16 protein-coding genes are annotated in these 17733 nt (G+C 65.6%); 14 read left to right on the plus strand and 2 right to left on the minus strand.

The annotated features are described in order from the left end of the window. Window positions 1-491 precede the first annotated feature (491 nt). On the plus strand, window positions 492-1043 hold the full coding sequence (bamE, locus tag BC1002_RS05530; RefSeq protein WP_013089085.1) for an outer membrane protein assembly factor BamE domain-containing protein: 552 nt from the start codon (window positions 492-494) through the stop codon (window positions 1041-1043). A gap of 59 nt (window positions 1044-1102) precedes the next feature. Beyond that, window positions 1103-2056 carry a patatin-like phospholipase family protein gene (locus BC1002_RS05535; protein WP_013089086.1) on the plus strand — a complete coding sequence of 318 codons (954 nt, stop codon included), beginning with the start codon at window positions 1103-1105 and terminating at the stop codon, window positions 2054-2056. A 37-nt stretch (window positions 2057-2093) separates the two neighbouring features. Here BC1002_RS05535 and BC1002_RS37620 read toward each other — a convergent pair whose 3' ends face one another. Next, window positions 2094-2273 carry a hypothetical protein gene (locus tag BC1002_RS37620; protein ID WP_193373028.1) on the minus strand — a complete coding sequence of 60 codons (180 nt, stop codon included), beginning with the start codon at window positions 2271-2273 and terminating at the stop codon, window positions 2094-2096. A 358-nt stretch (window positions 2274-2631) separates the two neighbouring features. Between BC1002_RS37620 and BC1002_RS05540 the strand changes: the two genes are divergently transcribed. The 12 genes from BC1002_RS05540 to BC1002_RS05595 all read left to right on the plus strand — a co-directional run bounded on the left by BC1002_RS05540 (window position 2632) and on the right by BC1002_RS05595 (window position 16138). Next, a complete protein-coding gene (locus BC1002_RS05540; protein WP_013089087.1) occupies window positions 2632-3321 on the plus strand; it encodes an ABC transporter permease in 690 nt (229 codons plus the stop codon). A 5-nt stretch (window positions 3322-3326) separates the two neighbouring features. Next, the gene (locus BC1002_RS05545; RefSeq protein WP_013089088.1) at window positions 3327-4040 is read left to right on the plus strand and encodes an ABC transporter permease; all 714 of its coding nucleotides are present in this window, start codon (window positions 3327-3329) and stop codon (window positions 4038-4040) included. Window positions 4041-4128: 88 nt separating this feature from the next. Beyond that, window positions 4129-4920 carry an ABC transporter ATP-binding protein gene (locus tag BC1002_RS05550; protein WP_013089089.1) on the plus strand — a complete coding sequence of 264 codons (792 nt, stop codon included), beginning with the start codon at window positions 4129-4131 and terminating at the stop codon, window positions 4918-4920. A gap of 27 nt (window positions 4921-4947) precedes the next feature. After that, window positions 4948-5991: a GlxA family transcriptional regulator gene (locus BC1002_RS05555; RefSeq protein WP_013089090.1), complete on the plus strand. Its 1044-nt coding sequence runs from the start codon at window positions 4948-4950 to the stop codon at window positions 5989-5991. 306 nt (window positions 5992-6297) lie between these two features. After that, window positions 6298-7533, plus strand: a complete 1236-nt coding sequence (locus BC1002_RS05560) for an aspartate aminotransferase family protein (protein WP_013089091.1) — start codon at window positions 6298-6300, stop codon at window positions 7531-7533. A gap of 67 nt (window positions 7534-7600) precedes the next feature. Then, on the plus strand, window positions 7601-8653 hold the full coding sequence (gene aruF, locus BC1002_RS05565; protein ID WP_013089092.1) for an arginine/ornithine succinyltransferase subunit alpha: 1053 nt from the start codon (window positions 7601-7603) through the stop codon (window positions 8651-8653). Continuing rightward, window positions 8650-9687: an arginine N-succinyltransferase gene (astA, locus tag BC1002_RS05570; RefSeq protein WP_013089093.1), complete on the plus strand. Its 1038-nt coding sequence runs from the start codon at window positions 8650-8652 to the stop codon at window positions 9685-9687. The genes aruF and astA overlap by 4 nt, the downstream gene beginning before the upstream one ends. Before the next feature lie 2 nt (window positions 9688-9689). After that, entirely contained in the window at window positions 9690-11153 is a 1464-nt protein-coding gene (gene astD, locus BC1002_RS05575) for a succinylglutamate-semialdehyde dehydrogenase (RefSeq protein WP_013089094.1), read from the plus strand. A 12-nt stretch (window positions 11154-11165) separates the two neighbouring features. Next, window positions 11166-12506, plus strand: a complete 1341-nt coding sequence (gene astB, locus BC1002_RS05580; RefSeq protein ID WP_041734601.1) for an N-succinylarginine dihydrolase — start codon at window positions 11166-11168, stop codon at window positions 12504-12506. Next, window positions 12490-13572 (plus strand): succinylglutamate desuccinylase, encoded by a 1083-nt coding sequence (gene astE, locus BC1002_RS05585; RefSeq protein ID WP_049870201.1) that lies wholly within the window; start codon window positions 12490-12492, stop codon window positions 13570-13572. The genes astB and astE overlap by 17 nt, the downstream gene beginning before the upstream one ends. A 145-nt stretch (window positions 13573-13717) precedes the next feature. Then, a complete protein-coding gene (locus BC1002_RS05590) occupies window positions 13718-14512 on the plus strand; it encodes an ABC transporter substrate-binding protein (protein WP_013089097.1) in 795 nt (264 codons plus the stop codon). Between the two features lie 249 nt (window positions 14513-14761). Then, on the plus strand, window positions 14762-16138 hold the full coding sequence (locus BC1002_RS05595) for an EAL and HDOD domain-containing protein (protein WP_013089098.1): 1377 nt from the start codon (window positions 14762-14764) through the stop codon (window positions 16136-16138). Window positions 16139-16238: 100 nt separating this feature from the next. Here BC1002_RS05595 and BC1002_RS05600 read toward each other — a convergent pair whose 3' ends face one another. Next, window positions 16239-17696: an HDOD domain-containing protein gene (locus tag BC1002_RS05600; protein WP_013089099.1), complete on the minus strand. Its 1458-nt coding sequence runs from the start codon at window positions 17694-17696 to the stop codon at window positions 16239-16241. Between the last annotated feature and the right edge of the window lie 37 nt (window positions 17697-17733).

The raw sequence follows: 17733 nt of genomic DNA on the forward strand, positions 1-17733 counted from the left end.
TGCACCGCGCGAATCTTCTGCCGATTCGGTGTAAACGCGCTCTCGTCGAAAGCCTCCGATGCGTTTAGATTATCGGCATCTGGAAGGCTTATCGAGGGACCAGGGCGGCCGTAAAAGGCAGCGGTTTGTCATTCGGCGATGGCGCAAGGTGAGCAGCCAAGGTTGCTCATCGCTTCGTCCGGAGCAGGCCGCTGCGCGTCGTCCGCGGTGCTTCGCGCAAGGCGGCTGATGAGCCGCCGTCACTTCCGGTTGATCGTATCGACCGACATGGCGACGCTGCACACAGCGTCGCCTTTTTGCTTCTGGCGTACCCATTTCAACCACTCCCCAGCCGATCTTTAGCGCTGCGCGCAACACGTTGCGTGCGTAGCCGCACTTGTCGCGCCTGCGTTGCTCGCGGTTTTGTCCGTGCGCGGTTATCCTTGTAGTACACACTACAGACCGGCCATGTGCAGCGACCGCAGATCCTGCGCATCCGGACAGGAATCGAAGTGAGCCTCAAACCGCTGGGCGTCACGCTGCTGATAGCGTGCGTTGCGCTGACCGGCTGCGACCAACAGCAGAGCGATCAAGCCGTGCAAAAACTCAAGGACTTTTTCAACGCCGTCAAACCGGACGCGCTGTTGCTCAAGAACATGACGCCGGGTGTCACGACCGAAGCGCAAATCCTCGCGCAGATGGGCAAGCCCGAAACCGCCCGCACCTTCACCGACGGCTCGAAGCGCTTCGAGTATCCGCGCGGCCCGCAAGGCCTCAACACCTACATGGTCGATATCGATCGCGACGGCAAGCTGCAGGCGATCACGCAGGTGCTGACGGCCGACAACTTCGCGAAGATCCGCTCCGGCATGACCGAGGACGAGGTGCGTCGATTGCTTGGTAAGCCTGGACAGGTCGCGGTGTTTCCACTGAAGCCGGAAACCGTGTGGAGCTGGAAATGGCGCGAGGGCGGCGTGACCGAGGAAGGCATCTTCAACGTTCACTTCGACCGGAACCAGAGGGTGTACACCACGTCACGCTCGGACGTGATTCGTGGGCGATAGGTGGGAAGAATGTCGATTAGAAGACGGCCGGATAAGCCGGCCGAAAGAGCGGGGTAGGCATGATACGTCGACGTCGATACAGCCGGATCGGGCTGGTGTTGGGAGGCGGCGCCGCGCGCGGCTGGGCGCATATCGGCGCGATTCGCGCGCTGCAGGACGCGGGCATCAAGCCCGACGTCGTGTGCGGCACGTCGATCGGCGCGCTGGTCGGCGCCGTCTATGCGAACGGCGACCTCGACTGGCTCGAGGAGTGGGTGTCGCGTCTGACGTGGCAGACGGTGGTGCGGCTGCTCGATCTGCGCATCTCGGGCGGCCTGCTCGGCGGGCGCAAGGTGATCCAGCTATTCGCCGACAAATTCGCCGGCCGCTCGATCGCGCAATTGAACATGCCGTTCGCGGCAGTCGCGACCGAACTCGACACGGGCCGCGAAATCTGGCTGCAGGACGGCAGCACGGTCGACTCGGTGCGCGCGTCGATTGCGATTCCGGGCATCTTCACGCCGGTTTGGCACAACGGCGTGTGGCTCGTCGACGGTGGACTGTGCAACCCGGTGCCGGTGTCGGTCGCGCGCGGCATGCGCGCCGACTGCGTAATCGCGATCGATCTGAACAACGACATCCTTAACGGCCGCGACTTCGGCGGCCCGGTCATCGAAACGCCCGCGCTCGATCCCACCGCGCCGCCGCCCGTCGCGCTGCGCCGCAACGGCAAGCCGTGGCCGCGCTGGCTGGCGCCCGCCGAGGCGAGCGTCACCGGCGACGTGCGCGTGCCGCCGAAGCCGAGCGCGCACGTGCCGTCGATGCTGAGCTCGATCGCGCAAAGCATCGACATCATGCAGGTGCGCATCACGCGCAGCCGGCTCGCTGGCGAACCGGCCGATATCCTGATCCAGCCGCGTCTCGGTGGCATGGGCATCTTCGATTTTCATCGCGCGGAGCCGGCCATCGAGGAAGGGCGCGCGGCGGTCGAGCACATGCTGCCGGCGATTCGCGCGCGGCTCGCGCTCGATTGAGCCTGAGCGGTCCAGCGTCGGACCCGGCGCGGCCGCGCTAAGGCAGCAGCATCGCGAGTTCGGCCGGGGCGCCTTCGAACGCGAACGGATTGAGGAACTGGCGCCGCCACATCAGTTCGCGATCGACCTCGCTCAACTGCGCATCGGCGCAGACCGCGTCCCAGTGCTCCAGGATGACCTCGATCTGCTGGCGCGCGATCGCCAATGAGTGATTCATATGTGCTTCACAAAGCGCCTCTACGGCTCATATATGAGTCAGGCTGGCCCGCGTCGGGCGGAAGGGCGCCTGCCAACGCGGTCGCCGCGGCCTATCGAAAAAGCGACCCGAACTTTGCGAAATCGCGGCACGGCCGGGCGCGCGCGCCACACCTGACAAAACGATAACCCTCGTGATACCAAGCGCTGCGAGCGTTCAGCGCGCGTCGGCAGCGTCATGCTGCGTCGCAGCAAGGCACCCGCCCGCCATTTGAGAAATTGATTTCAGCTTGCGAGACTCCGCGCCATGCCGGAGCAGCGAGCCGCCTACGCAGCAGCCGCCATCCGCGCCAATTCAACGAACCTGGATGGAGACACGCGTGTTCCTATACGGCTTTGGTCCCGTGCTGCTCGCCGGCACGCTGCAGACGATCGAGCTGTCCGTTCTGTCGCTGGCGGCCGCTGTGTTGCTCGGCCTCGCGGGTGCGGCGGCGAAACTCTCGTTCAACCGGCCCTTGCGGGCCGTCGCGACCGGCTACACGACGCTGATCCGCTCGGTGCCCGACCTCGTGCTGATGCTGCTGCTGTTCTACAGCATCCAGATGGCGGTCAACGATGTGACCGACGCGCTCGATCTGCCGCAGTTCGACATCGATCCGTTCGCGGCCGGCGTGCTGACGCTCGGCTTCATCTACGGCGCGTATTTCACCGAAACTTTCCGCGGCGCCTTTCTCGCGGTGCCGCGCGGCCAGCTCGAAGCGGGCAGCGCGTACGGCATGAGCGGCGTGCGCGTCTTCACGCGCATCCTGTTTCCGCAGATGATGCGCTTCGCGCTGCCCGGCATCGGCAACAACTGGCAGGTGCTCGTGAAGGCCACCGCGCTCGTGTCGATCATCGGTCTCGCCGACGTCGTCAAAGCCGCGCAGGACGCGGGCAAGAGCACCTTCAACATGTTCTTCTTCATCATGGTCGCCGCGCTGATCTATCTGGCGATCACCACGGTCTCGAACGTCGCGCTGATCTGGCTGAACCGCCGCTATTCGATCGGCGTGCGACACGCGGAGCTCTGAGCGTCATGATCGATATCCTCAATCAATTCTGGAAGGCGTATCTGTTCTGGGACGGGCAGCGCCTGTCGGGTCTCGCGGTCACGCTGTGGCTGCTGGTCGCGTCGATTGCGATCGGCTTCGTGTGCGCGGTGCCGCTCGCGGTCGCGCGCGTGTCGAAGAAGCGCTGGCTGTCGACGCCGGTACGTCTGTACACCTACGTGTTTCGCGGCACGCCGCTCTACGTGCAGCTGCTGTTGATCTACACCGGCGTGTACAGTCTCGCGTTCGTGCGCTCGCATAGTTTGCTCGACGCGTTCTTTCGCAGCGGCTTTCACTGCGCGATCCTCGCGTTCGCGTTGAACACCTGCGCGTACACGACGGAAATTTTCGCGGGCGCGATCCGCTCGACCTCGCATGGCGAAGTCGAGGCGGCGCGTGCCTACGGCATGAGCTGGTTCACGATGTACCGGCGCATTGTGATACCGTCCGCGCTGCGTCGCGCGTTGCCGTTGTACAGTAACGAAGTGATTCTGATGCTGCACGCGACCACGGTCGCGTTTACGGCCACGGTGCCCGACATCCTGAAGGTCGCGCGCGATGTGAACTCGGCGACCTACCAGTCGTTCAACGCGTTCGGGCTCGCGGCGTTAATTTACCTCGTGGTGTCGTTTGCGCTGGTTGCGTTGTTCCGGCGCGCCGAGCGTCGCTGGCTCGCGCATCTCGCGGTGCGCACGCATTGAGCGCGCGTTGACATTGCAGTGGGCGCCGCGCGCTTGCGCACGGCGGCGTCCGCACCAGACCGATCCGTATCTACACAGGGAGAGCATCTTGCTCCATACCACTCAAACCGAAGCTTGCAAGCTCGCCGTACAGGACATCCACAAGCGCTACGGCGACAACGAGGTGCTCAAGGGCGTGTCGTTGAACGCGAACAAGGGCGACGTGATCAGCATCATCGGCGCGAGCGGCTCGGGCAAGAGCACCTTCCTGCGTTGCATCAATTTTCTCGAACGGCCCAACGCCGGGCAGATCGTCGTCGATGGCGAGGCGGTGAAGACCAGGACCGATCGCGCCGGCAATCTCGAAGTCGCCGATCACAAGCAGCTGCAGCGCATCCGCACGAAGCTCGCGATGGTGTTCCAGCATTTCAATCTGTGGTCGCATATGAACGTGATCGAGAACATCATCGAGGCACCGATTCATGTGCTCGGTCTGAAGCGCAAGGAAGCCGAAGACCGCGCGCGCGAATATCTGGAGAAGGTCGGGCTCGCGCCGCGTCTCGAGAAGCAATACCCGTCGCATCTGTCGGGCGGCCAGCAGCAGCGCGTGGCGATTGCGCGGGCTCTCGCGATGCATCCCGACGTGATGCTGTTCGACGAACCGACCTCGGCGCTCGACCCCGAACTCGTCGGCGAAGTGCTGAAGGTGATGCAGAAGCTCGCCGAGGAAGGCCGCACGATGATCGTGGTCACGCACGAAATGAGCTTTGCGCGCAACGTGTCGAACCATGTGATGTTCCTGCACCAGGGCCGCACCGAGGAAGAGGGCAATCCGGCCGAGGTGCTGCGCGCGCCGCGCAGCGAGCGCCTGAAGCAGTTCCTGTCCGGCAGCCTGAAGTAACGCGCGGCTCGCTGTCACGGACACCCGATGGCCCGCATGTCCAGCCCGGCTCGCACGACTCAGGTCGCGGTCGTCGCATTGCCGCCCGTGTCGATGTCGGGCGTCGGGCCGATCGTCGACGCGCTCAATCTCGCCAATGAAATCGACGGCCGAGCGCTGTATCGCGTGCAGGTCTGTTCGTGGGACGGCCGCGCGGTGCCGCTGTCGGGCGGCGCGCAATGGCCGGCCGATGACGCGTTCGGCGACGCGATCGCGTGCGACTGGCTGATCGTCGTCAGCGAGCGTTTCCAGCAGTTCGCCGACTACCGGTTGTTTCTCGCGAGCCTCGCGCGTGTCGGCCAGCGCACGCCGCTCGTCACCGGCATTCATCACGGCGTGTGGTGGCTCGCGATGGCGGGGCAGCTGTCCGGCTATCGCGTCAGCGTGAACTGGGAAACCTATCAGCAGTTCTCCGAACAGTTCGAACGCTCGATCGTCACGCAGCAGATCTTCGAAATCGACCGCGATCGCGCGACTTGCGCGGGCGGTCAGGCGACCGTCGACTTCATGCTCGCGATGATCGGCCGCGAGCACGGGCCCGAACTCGCGGAGCGCATCGCCGATACGCTCGGCGTCGGCGTGCTGCGCGCCGGCGAGGAGCGTCAGCGCATTCCGTTCGTGACCGCGCCGGGCGAGCGTCATCCGCGCCTGAACGACGCGCTGCTGCTGATGGAAGCCAATATCGAGGACCCGTTGACCACCGACGAAATCGCCGGCTTGGTCGGCGTTTCGCGGCGGCAGCTCGAACGGCTGTTTCGCCAGTATCTCGGCTCGATGCCGTCCAAATACTATCTGGGGCTGCGGCTGTCGAAGGCGCGCACGCAATTGCAGCGCACCAGCAAATCGGTCGTGCAGATCAGCCTCGCGTGCGGATTTTCGTCGGCCGCGCATTTTTCGAATGCGTATCGGGAGCGCTTCGGCGTTACGCCGCGCGAGGATCGCCGCAATTGGATCGACCGCCAGACCGGCGCGCACGGCGGCGCGAGCGAGCCGCGGCCGGCCGCGCTGATCGAGCGGCCCGAACTCGATTGATGCACAGCGGCGCGCGCGATCGGGCATGGCTCGTACGCGGTCTGGAAGCCGTCTGAAAGCGAAGTAGGGGCACGCCCGGCACGGGTGGCGCGGCCGCACCGCCGAAGCCCGACACCCGGGCGACACAAACCCGACACGGACCGCTCACAGAGTACGAACGAAACGCCTGCACGAAAAGTACCCGCAATACCCGCCGTGGCGCGACGACGCGCGGAACCTCATAGAAAGCGTCGCGTATGCGCAAGACGCGCCGCGCACGGTTTCCTACACTAGCTGTATTACCTGTCACCCGTAAAAGGATTAGCCATGAACGACCTGACTGTGACGCGCCAGACCTTCGACGAAGTCATGGTGCCGGTGTTTGCCCCCGCCGCCTTCGTACCGGATCGCGGGCTCGGCTCGCGGGTGTGGGACACGCAAGGCCGCGACTATATCGACTTCGCCGGCGGCATCGCCGTCACCGCGCTCGGTCATGCGCATCCGGAACTGCTGAAGGTGCTGCATGAGCAGGGCAGCAAGCTGTGGCACATCGGCAATGGCTACACGAACGAGCCGGTGCTGCGCCTTGCGAAGCGCCTCGAAAGCCTGACGTTCGCCGACCGCGCGTTCTTCGCGAACTCGGGCGCCGAAGCGAACGAGGCCGCGCTGAAGCTCGCGCGCCGCGTCGCGGTCGACCGTCACGGCGCGCAAAAAGACGAAATCATTTCGTTTACGCAGTCGTTCCACGGTCGCACGCTGTTTACCGTCAGCGTCGGCGGCCAGCCGAAGTATTCGGAAGGCTTCGGCCCGGTGCCGGCCGGCATCACGCATCTGCCGTACAACGACATCGCAGCGGCGAAGAAGGCGATCGGCGCGCAGACCTGCGCGGTGATCGTCGAGCCGATCCAGGGCGAGGGCGGCGTGATCCCGGCCGATCCGGCGTTTCTGAAGGCGCTGCGCGAAGCGTGCGATCAGCACGACGCGGTGCTGATTTTCGACGAAGTGCAAACCGGCGTGGGCCGCAGCGGCTACTTCTACGCGTACCAGGACACCGGCGTGACGCCCGACATCCTGACCACCGCGAAGGCGCTCGGCAACGGCTTCCCGATCGGCGCGATGCTGACCACCAAAGAGCTCGCCGCCCACTTCAAGGTCGGCGTGCACGGCACGACCTACGGCGGCAATCCGCTCGGCTCGGCGATCGCGGAAAAGGTGGTCGAGCTCGTCAGCGACCCGAAGCTGCTCGAAGGCGTGCGCTCGCGCAGCGAAGTGCTGAAGGGCCATCTCGCGAAGTTGAACGAGCGGTTAGGGCTTTTCAGCGAAGTGCGCGGCAAGGGCCTGCTGATCGGCGCCGAACTGAACGACGCGTATCGGGGCCGCGCGAAGGACTTCGTCACCGCGGCCGGCCAGCACGGCGTGATCATGCTGATGGCGGGCCCGGACGTGCTGCGCTTCGTGCCGTCGCTGATCATGCCGCTCGACGACATGGCCGAAGGCTTCGCGCGTCTCGACAAGGCGTTCGGCGAACTCGTCGGCGCGAACGCGCAGGCGGCGTCGCGTTGATGTTCAGGCAGCTCCGCACGCCCACGCCGATGCGGCGATTCATGCGTCACATTCAACAGGAACGATGATGTACTTCGTGCGTCCCGCCCGCCTTGCCGATCTCGATGCGCTCGAGCATATGGCGCGCACCGCTCAACCGGTGCTGCATTCCCTGCCGCACGACCGGCGCGCGCTCGAAGCGCGCGTCGCGTTGTCGGAAGACTCGTTTCGCGCGGAAGTCGACTTTCCGGGCGAGGAGTTCTATCTGTTCGTGCTCGAAGACTCGGACACCGGCAAGCTGATGGGCACCGCGAGCATCGTCGCGGCGGCCGGTTACGCGGACCCGTTCTACGTGTTTCGCAACGATGCGCTGATTCATGCTTCGCGCGAGCTGCATGTGAATCGCAAGATTCACGCGCTGACGATGTCGCACGAGCTGACCGGCAAGAGCCGGCTCGCGGGCTACTACATCGACCCGTCGCTGCGCGGCGACGCGGCCGCGCAGCTGATGTCGCGCGCGCGGATGATGTACATCGCCGCGAATCGCAAGCGCTTCACGCCCGAGGTGTTCTCGCTGCTGCTCGGCGTCACCGACGAAAACGGCATGTCGCCGTTCTGGGAAGCGGTGGGCCGCAAGTTCTTCGGCCGCAATTTCGCCGATATCGAAGTCGAATCGGGTGGCCGCAGCCGCACGTTCATCGCCGAGGTGATGCCGACCTATCCCGTGTATGTGCCGCTGTTGCCGGAAGCTGCGCAGCGCGTGCTCGGCGAGCCGGACGCGAATGCGCTGCTCGCGTACGAGATTCATCTCGAGGAAGGCTTCGAGACCGATCGCTACGTCGACATCTTCGACGCGGGGCCGGTGCTGACCGCGCAGATGGATCGCAGCGTCAGCGTGAAGCACAACGAAACGCGCGTCGTGCGCGAGGCCCCGGCGCCGCACGGTGCAACGTACCTGATCGCGCACAACGGCGCCGCCGGCGAGTTCCGTTGCGTGCTCGGCGATCTCGCGCCGGGCAGGGAGTCGGGCGCCGCGTTGTCGCAGGCGGCGCTCGCCGCGCTCGGGGTACGGGAAGGCGATACGGTGCGCTGCGTGCCGCTGCATCAGCCGCAGGATGAACAATCGGGAGACGCGCAATGATCGTCGTTCGCGTAGTGCAACGAGGCGATGTGGATGCGCTGATGCGGCTCGCGCAGGAAACCGGGCCGGGCCTGACCACCTTCAAGCCGGATCGCGATGCGCTCGCGGCGCGTGTCGAACGCGCGCGCCGCACGATGGAAGATCAGGCCGAGCCGCATGAGGCTGGTTATTTCTTCGTGATGGAAGACACCGCGACCGGCGACGTGGCCGGTGTCTGCGGGATCGAAGCGGAGGTGGGCCTGCAGCAGCCGTTCTACAACTATCGCGTGAGCACGGTGGTGCACGCGAGCCAGGATCTCGGCATCTGGACCCGCATGCACGCGCTGAACATCTCGCACGACCTCACCGGTTATGCGGAAGTGTGCTCGCTGTTCCTGAGCCCGCGCTATCGGACGAGCGGCGTCGGCGGCTTGCTGTCGCGCTCGCGCTTCATGTTTCTCGCGCAGTTTCGCGAGCGCTTTCCGCAGCGTCTGTGCGCGGAGCTGCGCGGCCATTTCGACGAGCAGGGCACGTCGCCGTTCTGGCGCGCGGTCGGCTCGCACTTTTACCAGATCGATTTCAATGCCGCCGACTATCTGAGCTCGCACGGCCGCAAGGCGTTTCTCGCCGAGCTGATGCCGCGCTATCCGGTGTACGTCGAGCTGTTGCCGGAAGAAGCGCAGCGCTGCGTCGGCCTCACGCATAGCGACACGATTCCCGCGCGCCGCATGCTCGAAGCCGAAGGGCTGCGCTACGAGAACCACGTCGATATTTTCGATGCGGGTCCGGTGCTCGAATGCCATATCGCCGATTTGCGCACGGTGCGCGAGAGCGTGCTGGTGGCGGCCGAGGTCGGCGACGCAGCGGAGCCGGCCGCGCAGGACGGACTCAAGTCGATGGTATCGAATACGTCGCTCGGCGATTTTCGCGTCGGTGTCGTGGCGGGCGTGGCGCGCAACGGTGTGTTCCGCCTCAGCGCGGCCGAAGCCGACGCGCTTCGGGTAAAGGCAGGCGATCCGCTGCGGGTGCTGCCGGTGAAACACAAACAAGGATGATCATGAACGAGCTTTTCATCGCCGGCGAATGGGCCGCCGGCACAGGACCCGTATTCGCGTCGCACAATCCCGGCACGGGCGCGGTGGTGTGGCAAGGCAATAGCGCGTCGGCGGACGACGTCGATCGCGCGGTACGCAGCGCGCGCCGCGCGTTCGCCCCATGGTCGGCGCTGACGCTCGACGAGCGCTGCGCGGTAGTGCGCCGCTTCGCCGCGCTCGTGACCGAGCGCAAGGAAGCGCTCGCCGAAGCGATCGGCCGCGAGACCGGCAAACCGCTGTGGGAAGCGCGCACCGAAGCGGCGTCGATGGCCGCGAAGGTCGAGATCTCGATCCAGTCGTACCACGAGCGCACCGGCGAAAAGCGCTCGGCGATGGCCGATGGCACCGCGGTGCTGCGGCATCGTCCGCATGGCGTGGTCGCGGTGTTCGGGCCGTACAACTTTCCCGGCCATCTGCCGAATGGGCATATCGTGCCCGCGCTGATCGCCGGTAACGCGGTCGTGTTCAAGCCGTCCGAACTCGCGCCCGGCGTCGCGGCGCTCACGGTGCAAATCTGGCGCGATGCGGGGCTGCCCGCCGGCGTGCTGAATCTGGTGCAGGGTGAGAAGGACACCGGCGTCGCGCTCGCGAATCACCGGCAGATCGACGGGCTGTTCTTCACTGGGAGTTCGGATACCGGAACATTGCTGCACAAACAGTTCGGCGGCCGGCCGGAGATCGTGCTCGCGCTCGAAATGGGCGGCAACAATCCGCTCGTGATCGGCCCGGTCGCGGACCTCGACGCCGCCGTGCACCACACGATCCAATCGGCGTTTCTATCGGCGGGGCAGCGCTGCACCTGCGCGCGCCGGATCTTCGTGCCCGACGATGCGTTCGGCGAGCGTTTCCTCGCGCGCCTGACTGAAGTCACCGCGCGCATCGGCGTCGGCGAATACAACGCCGAGCCGCAGCCGTTCATGGGCGCGGTGGTGTCGGCGCGCGCGGCCTCGCGTTTGATCAGCGCGCAGCAACGTCTGCTCGCGAGCGGCGCGAAGGCGCTGTTGAAGATGGAGCAGCGTGATCCGCAACTCGGCTTCGTCACGCCCGCGATTCTCGACGTGACCGACGTGAAGGACCTGCCCGACGAGGAGCACTTCGGCCCGCTCGCGCAGATCATCCGCTACCGCAACTTCGACGACGCGCTCGAACAGGCGAACGATACGGAGTTCGGTCTGTCCGCGGGCCTGCTCGCCGACGACGAAGCGCTGTGGACGCATTTCCAGCGCACGATTCGCGCGGGCATCGTCAACTGGAACCGGCCGACCAATGGCGCTTCGTCGGGCGCGCCGTTCGGCGGTCCGGGCCGCTCGGGTAATCATCGGCCGAGCGCGTACTATGCGGCCGACTACTGCGCGTACCCGATGGCCTCTGTCGAAAGCGCGCAACTGAACATGCCCGCGAGCGTCTCGCCGGGCCTTCAATTCTAAGGATCGACGATGCTGCAAGCCACTGAAGCCAATTTCGACGGCCTGGTCGGCCCGACTCACAACTACGCGGGCTTGTCGTTCGGCAACGTCGCGTCGCAGAGCAACGAGAAGTCGGTCGCCAATCCGAAGGCCGCCGCGCGCCAGGGTCTGCGCAAGATGAAGCGGCTGGCGGACCTCGGCTTTCATCAGGGCGTGCTGCCGCCGCAGGAGCGGCCGTCGATGCGTCTGTTGCGCGAGCTCGGTTTTTCCGGCGACGACGCTTCGGTGATCGCGCGCGTCGCGAAAAATGCGCCCGAACTGCTCGCGGCGGCGAGTTCGGCCTCGGCGATGTGGACCGCGAACGCGGCGACGGTAAGCCCGTCCGCGGATACGCACGACGGCCGCGTGCATTTCACGCCGGCCAATCTGTGCAGCAAGCTGCATCGCGCGATCGAGCATGAATCGACGCGCCGCACGCTGCGCGCGATGTTCAGCGACACCGACCGCTTCGTCGTGCACGAGGCGCTGCCCGGCACACCCGCGCTCGGCGACGAGGGCGCGGCGAACCACACGCGCTTTTGCGAGCAATACCGGGCGCGCGGCGTCGAATTCTTCGTGTACGGCCGCAGCGAGTATCGTCGCGGGCCGGAGCCCAAGCGCTATCCGGCGCGTCAGACGTTCGAGGCGAGCCGCGCGGTCGCGCATCGTCATGGCTTGCAGGAAGCGGCGACCGTGTATGCGCAGCAAAACCCGGAAGTGATCGACGCGGGCGTGTTCCATAACGACGTGATCGCGGTCGGCAATCGCAACACGCTGTTCTGCCATCAGCTCGCGTTCGTCGATCAGCAAGCGGTGTACGACGAGCTGCGTTCGAAGCTCGCGAGCCTTCACGCGGGCTTCAACGTGATCGAGGTTCCCGACGCGCAGGTCAGCGTCGCCGATGCAGTGACGTCGTATCTGTTCAACAGCCAGTTGCTGACGCGGCCCGATGGCAAGCAGGTGCTGGTCGTGCCGCAGGAATGCCGCGAAAATCCGCGCGTCGCCGCGTATCTGGATGAGCTGACTGCGCACAGCGGTCCGATCGACGAGGTGCTCGTGTTCGATCTGCGCGAGAGCATGAAGAATGGTGGCGGCCCGGCCTGTCTGCGTCTGCGCGTCGTACTCGACGACACCGAGCGCGCGGCGGTTGCGCCGGGCGTGTGGATCGACGACGCGCTGTTCGGCCGTATCGATGCGTGGATCGAAAAGCACTATCGCGATCGTCTCGCGCCGGCCGATCTCAGCGATCCGCAACTGCTGGTCGAATCGCGTACCGCGCTCGATGAGCTGACGCAAATCCTCGCTCTGGGCTCGCTGTATGACTTCCAGCGCTGATTACGCGATGCAAGCCCCGAGCGCGTTGCTCGACGATTTTCTCGCGTGGACGCTCGCGGGTTCGCGGCCTGCCGCGCATCAAGCGCAAGGCACGTGCGCGAACGGTGTGCGCTGGAAGTGGCAGGGCGACGGCGTACTCGTGATCGAGCCCGCGCAGCAGCATGCGGACATCCGCAGCGTGCTCGTCTCGGCCGGCGTGCATGGCGACGAGACCGCGCCGATCGAACTGCTGTCGCGCATCGTCGCCGATATCGCGCAGGGCCGCGCGGCGCTCGCGTGCCGGCTGCTCGTGATTCTCGGCAACATCGATGCGATGCGCGACGGCGGCCGCTATCGCGACGACGATCTGAACCGGCTGTTCAGCGGCCGTCATCTGCAACTGCCGCAGAGTCATGAAGCGCCGCGCGCGGCCGCGCTCGAACAGGCCGCCACGCGCTTTTTCGCCGCCGCGTCCGACGCGCCCGGCGCGCGCTGGCATATCGACATGCATACGGCGATCCGCGCGTCGGTATTCGAGCGCTTCGCACTGTTGCCGCATACCGGCAAGCCCTTTTCGCGCGCGATGTTCGAATGGCTCGGCGACGCGCGTATCAGCGCGGTGCTGCTGCACACGACGAAGGGCAACACCTATTCGCATTTCACGGCGCAAGCGTGCGGCGCTGATGCGTGCACGCTCGAACTCGGCAAGGTACGGCCGTTCGGCCAGAACGACCTGACGCGCTTCGAGGGCGCGGATCTCGCGGTGCGCGCGCTGCTGGCCGGCACGCGTGTGGGTTCGCGAGCCAACGCACCGGCCGACGCGCAGGCGACGCTGCCGCGCGTGTTCACCGTCGTCGATCAGCTGACCAAGCAAAGCGACGCATTCGAGCTGCTGCTCGCGCCCGATGTGCCGAACTTCACACCGCTCGCAAAGGGCACCCTGCTCGCGCGCGACGGCGACTATCAATACACGGTGCAGCGCGATGAAGAGCGCATCGTGTTTCCGAACCCGGCGGTCAAGCCCGGCCTGCGCGCCGGCCTGCTCGTCGTCGATATCACCGCCGAGACGCTGATCAAGCTTGTCTAGACAGGTTCCGTGTACAATCGCGCGCTTCGCGGCTGTCGCACCTACCGGTCCCGCCGCCGCGCGAGTCCGAAGCGCGGCAGGCGTACACCGCCTGTTCGCGCCGAATCGGCTCCGTTTCCGTCAACACCGTAAAGGAACACCTGTAATGAAGAAGAATTGGCCCAATCTGGCCGCGCTCGCGCTGTTCGCGACGGCTGCGTTGACCGCAGGCACCGCGTCGGCGGCTGAGATCAAGGAAGTGCGCTTCGGCGTCGAGGCTTCGTATGCGCCGTTCGAATCGAAGTCGCCGGCCGGCGAGCTGCAAGGCTTCGATATCGACGTCGGCAATGCCGTGTGCGCGAAGCTGAAGGCCAAATGTGTGTGGGTCGAGAATTCGTTCGACGGCCTGATCCCTGCGCTCGAAGCGCGCAAGTTCAGCGCGATCAACTCGGATATGACGATTACCGACCAGCGTCGCCAGGCGATCGACTTCACCGATCCGATCTACACGATCCCGAATCAGATGATCGCGAAGAAGGGCAGCGCTCTGCAGCCGACGCCCGCATCGCTGAAGGGCAAGCATGTCGGCGTGCTGCAGGGCACGATCCAGGAAACCTATGCGAAGGCACGCTGGTCGCCGGCCGGTGTCGACGTCGTGCCGTATCAGACCCAGGACCAGATTTACGCGGACCTGGCGTCGGGCCGTCTCGATGCGTCGTTCCAGGACGCCGAAGCGGCATCGAAGGGCTTTCTGAAGAAGCCGCAGGGCGCGGGCTTCGAGTTCGCCGGTCCGGCCGTCAGCGACGACAAACTGCTCGGTGCGGGTGTCGGCTATGGCGTGCGCAAGAACGACAAGGCGCTCAAGGATGCGCTGAACGGCGCGTTGAAGGAGCTGAAGGCGGATGGCACGATCGACCGCCTTGCCGCCAAATACTTCGACGTGAAAGTCGTGCTGAAGTAACGATGCATCGAAGTGTGCAAAACGGCCGCTAATGCGGCCGTTTTGCTTTTTGCGCGCGTGTCGCAAACGTTCAACAAATATTTCGAGATATTGCCTTGTAAGCCTGTTCGTGCCCAATGACGCTGCGATAAAATTGCGACGCACGCTGCCGCGCGTCGACGAGCTTGCAACGTCACAGAAACGCGCGTACGTGCAGCGAAAAACAGAACATAGCGGCCAGGCGCCAGCGGCGCCGAGCGGGGGACTGGAATGACCACCATCGCAATCGAGACTCTGGGCGACAGCGGCACGACCGACGACGCGTCGCTCACCGCCAGCTACGCGCGGCAGCCCATACTGAATCGGGACGGCATGCTGTGCGGCTACGAGATCAAGGTGCATGCGCCCGAGCTGCCGCTCGCCGACGCGGACCTCAGCGCCCCAGCAACCGATACCGATCTTCGTCCCGACGCCGACGCGTCGCCGGGCCGCGCGCCCACGCCGGTGCAACGCGTTGCGCGCGCGATCGTGCGCGGGCTCGTGCAAAGCGACGTGCGCGGCGCGCTGACCGGCCATCCGGCCTACGTCGACGTGAACCGCGAGCTGCTGCTCGATGACGCGATCCTGCGACTGCCCGCCGAGCGCTTCATGCTCGAGCTGTCCACCTCGCTCGAAGTCGATGACGAGTTGATCGCGCGTATCGTGTATCTGCATGGCCGCCGCTACCGCTTCGCGCTCGACGACGTCACGCAGCCCAATGAGACTTTCGCGAAGCTGCTGCCGTACGCCGAAGTCGTCAAGATCGACGTCCCGCGTACGCCGCGCGCGCTGCTGGCGAAGCTCGCGAGCGTGCTGAAGTCGGCGGGCAAGCTGCTGCTCGCATCGGGTGTCGATGCGCAGGCCGACTTCGAAACGGTGCATGAACTCGGCTTCGACCGCTTCCAGGGCTATTACTTCGCGCGGGCGCAAAGCGCGTCGACGCGCAGCGTCAGCGCGCCGCGCCACGCGCTGCTCAATCTGCTGCAACTGCTCGCGGGCGACCCGACGGTCGCGCAGCTCGAAGCCGAGCTGAAGCTGAACCCGGTGCTGGTCATGCATCTGATGAAGCTCGCGAATTCGAGCGGCCTCGCGGTCGGTCACAAGGTGACGACGCTGCGCGACGCGATCAACGCGACCGGCACCGACCGCATCGCGCGCTGGACGCAGCTGCTGCTCTACGCCGACGGCCGCAAGGTCGCGCTCGAAGACGACCCGCTGCTGCAACTCGCGGCGACGCGCGCGCGCTTCATGGAGCTCGCGATCGAGCGCATGCCCGAGGCGGGTCGCGACGAAGCCGACGCGGCCTTCCTGACCGGCGTGTTTTCGTTCGTCGATGCAGTGTTCGGCGGCTCGCTCGAAAAAACGCTAAACATCCTGACGTTGTCGCGGCCGATCCAGGCCGCGATCCTGCATCGCGAGGGCAGGCTGGGTCTGCTGCTGAGCGCGGTCGAGGCGCTCGAAGGCGGCGCATGGGAGCGCGTCGCCACGCTATCCGAGCGGCTTGCACCGTTGACGCTGGAAGAGGTCGCGCAGATGGGTCTCGCGGCCGGCGCATGGGCCGGTGTCGCGGATCGCAGCGCGCAAGGGCTGGAGCGGATCGAGGATTGAGTGGGGTGAAAGCCCCACATGATGCCCGGATAAAATCGTTTTCGGGCAAATACGGAAAGGATCAAAGTGAAGCAGAGTGATCAGCGATCACGCCAGGTCTTCACATCGTCTCCATTTCCCGCATCTGCCCCTGGCCGAAAAAACGTCCTAACTCCTTTGCCAGTTCGTTGAGCACGCCCATCTCCTTCTGTGAGATGCGGCGTGCCTCCTGCGTATGCGACCAGTCGCCGTACAGCAGCGCGACGGTCTGATCGGTTTCGTCGATGATCGGCAGCAGCACGAACGCGCGCGCGTCGTCGAACGAGCGTCGGAACCACTCCGGCAGCCGCGCGACCATCTTCGGATCGCGCGCATTCTCGATGAAGATGCCGACCGAGTTCGCGATCGCGAGATGAAACACGTCGGGCTCGAACGCGGTGTTGAACGCGAGCTTCGGCAGCGCCGCGTCGATCTTCGGCCCGAAGCCGATACGGGCCCTGAACGTGCCGTTGCTATGCTTGACGTAGACCACGGTGCGCGCGAAGCCGAGCGCCGCGAGCACGGTCTCGGCGGCCATCGCGAGCGCCGGCGCGAGCGGGCTGCCTTCGGGCAGGCCGCGCAGATCCTGTACGCCGACCTCGATGCGCGCCTCGGGCGTCAGCGCCTCGCGCGCGATCGCATCGGCATTGGCGCGCAGCTCGACGATTTCGCGCATCACGCTGTCGCCGCCATCCTCGCGCGCGAGCGCGACGCTCATCTGCAGCAGCACCTCGGGGTCGGTGTTCAGCACGCTGCCGTACTCGTGCGCAAGCTCACCGATGCGTGCCTCGCGTTCCCCTTCGGGCATGTTCTGCTGCGTGAGCACGTCGGCGACCGCGGTCGAGTAGTTGGTGATCGCGCGCAGCCACTGCACCTGGCGCGGTTGCGTCACGTCCTCGGGATCGAACTCGCCCATGCCGGAGCGGATCGTGTCGGGCAGACGCCAGCGCACCGCGGCTTCGGCGCCGATTTCATCGAAAGTGACGCCGAGCACGAGCACGCACGCATCGGCTTCGAGGGCACCGCCGTCGATATGGCGGCGAATCTGGTCCCATTCGGCGTCGAGATAGAACACGACCAGCAGCTTGCCGATCTGCCGCATCAGCGTGCAGACCACCGCTTCCTCGCCGGCGCGCAGGTCGCCGCGCTCGGTCAGCTTGCGCGCGACGCAGCCCGACAGCAGCGTGCGGTTCAATTCGAGTTTCGCGTCGATGCGTCGCGGCGCGCTTTGATGAAAGTGATCGACGATCTTCAGACCGACTACGAGGTGACCGACCGCATCCATGCCGAGCACCATCAGCGCGCGCGACACGGTCGTGATGTTGCCGCCGAACGCCATATACATCGCCGAGTTCGCGAGCCGCAGCACCTTCTGCGTGAGCGCGAAGTCCGACAGCACCACTTGCACGAGGCCGGTGAAGTCGAGGTCGTCGTTGGTCACTGCCGCCATGGTGGTGCGCAGCGATTGCGACAGCATAGGGAAATCGCCGCGCTCGCTCATTCGCGTCCAGAGCCGGTCGAGCACTGCCGCCTTTACCATGTGTGTCCCGCAAAAGCCATACGTGTTCCAGTGAATG

Origin of the sequence: Paraburkholderia atlantica (assembly GCF_000092885.1) — a bacterium.
GTDB lineage: Bacteria > Pseudomonadota > Gammaproteobacteria > Burkholderiales > Burkholderiaceae > Paraburkholderia > Paraburkholderia atlantica.

Excerpts from the sequence above, each read along its gene's own strand:
- BC1002_RS05545 (WP_013089088.1), top strand. The coding sequence starts at position 3,327 with ATGATCGATATCCTCAATCAATTCTGGAAGGCGTATCTGTTCTGGGAC.
- BC1002_RS05555 (WP_013089090.1), top strand. The coding sequence starts at position 4,948 with ATGGCCCGCATGTCCAGCCCGGCTCGCACGACTCAGGTCGCGGTCGTC.
- aruF (WP_013089092.1), top strand. The coding sequence starts at position 7,601 with ATGTACTTCGTGCGTCCCGCCCGCCTTGCCGATCTCGATGCGCTCGAG.
- BC1002_RS05535 (WP_013089086.1), top strand. The coding sequence starts at position 1,103 with ATGATACGTCGACGTCGATACAGCCGGATCGGGCTGGTGTTGGGAGGC.
- astD (WP_013089094.1), top strand. The coding sequence starts at position 9,690 with ATGAACGAGCTTTTCATCGCCGGCGAATGGGCCGCCGGCACAGGACCC.
- BC1002_RS05600 (WP_013089099.1), bottom strand. The coding sequence starts at position 17,696 with ATGGTAAAGGCGGCAGTGCTCGACCGGCTCTGGACGCGAATGAGCGAG.
- astA (WP_013089093.1), top strand. The coding sequence starts at position 8,650 with ATGATCGTCGTTCGCGTAGTGCAACGAGGCGATGTGGATGCGCTGATG.
- BC1002_RS05590 (WP_013089097.1), top strand. The coding sequence starts at position 13,718 with ATGAAGAAGAATTGGCCCAATCTGGCCGCGCTCGCGCTGTTCGCGACG.
- BC1002_RS37620 (WP_193373028.1), bottom strand. The coding sequence starts at position 2,273 with ATGAATCACTCATTGGCGATCGCGCGCCAGCAGATCGAGGTCATCCTG.
- astE (WP_049870201.1), top strand. The coding sequence starts at position 12,490 with ATGACTTCCAGCGCTGATTACGCGATGCAAGCCCCGAGCGCGTTGCTC.
- BC1002_RS05560 (WP_013089091.1), top strand. The coding sequence starts at position 6,298 with ATGAACGACCTGACTGTGACGCGCCAGACCTTCGACGAAGTCATGGTG.
- BC1002_RS05595 (WP_013089098.1), top strand. The coding sequence starts at position 14,762 with ATGACCACCATCGCAATCGAGACTCTGGGCGACAGCGGCACGACCGAC.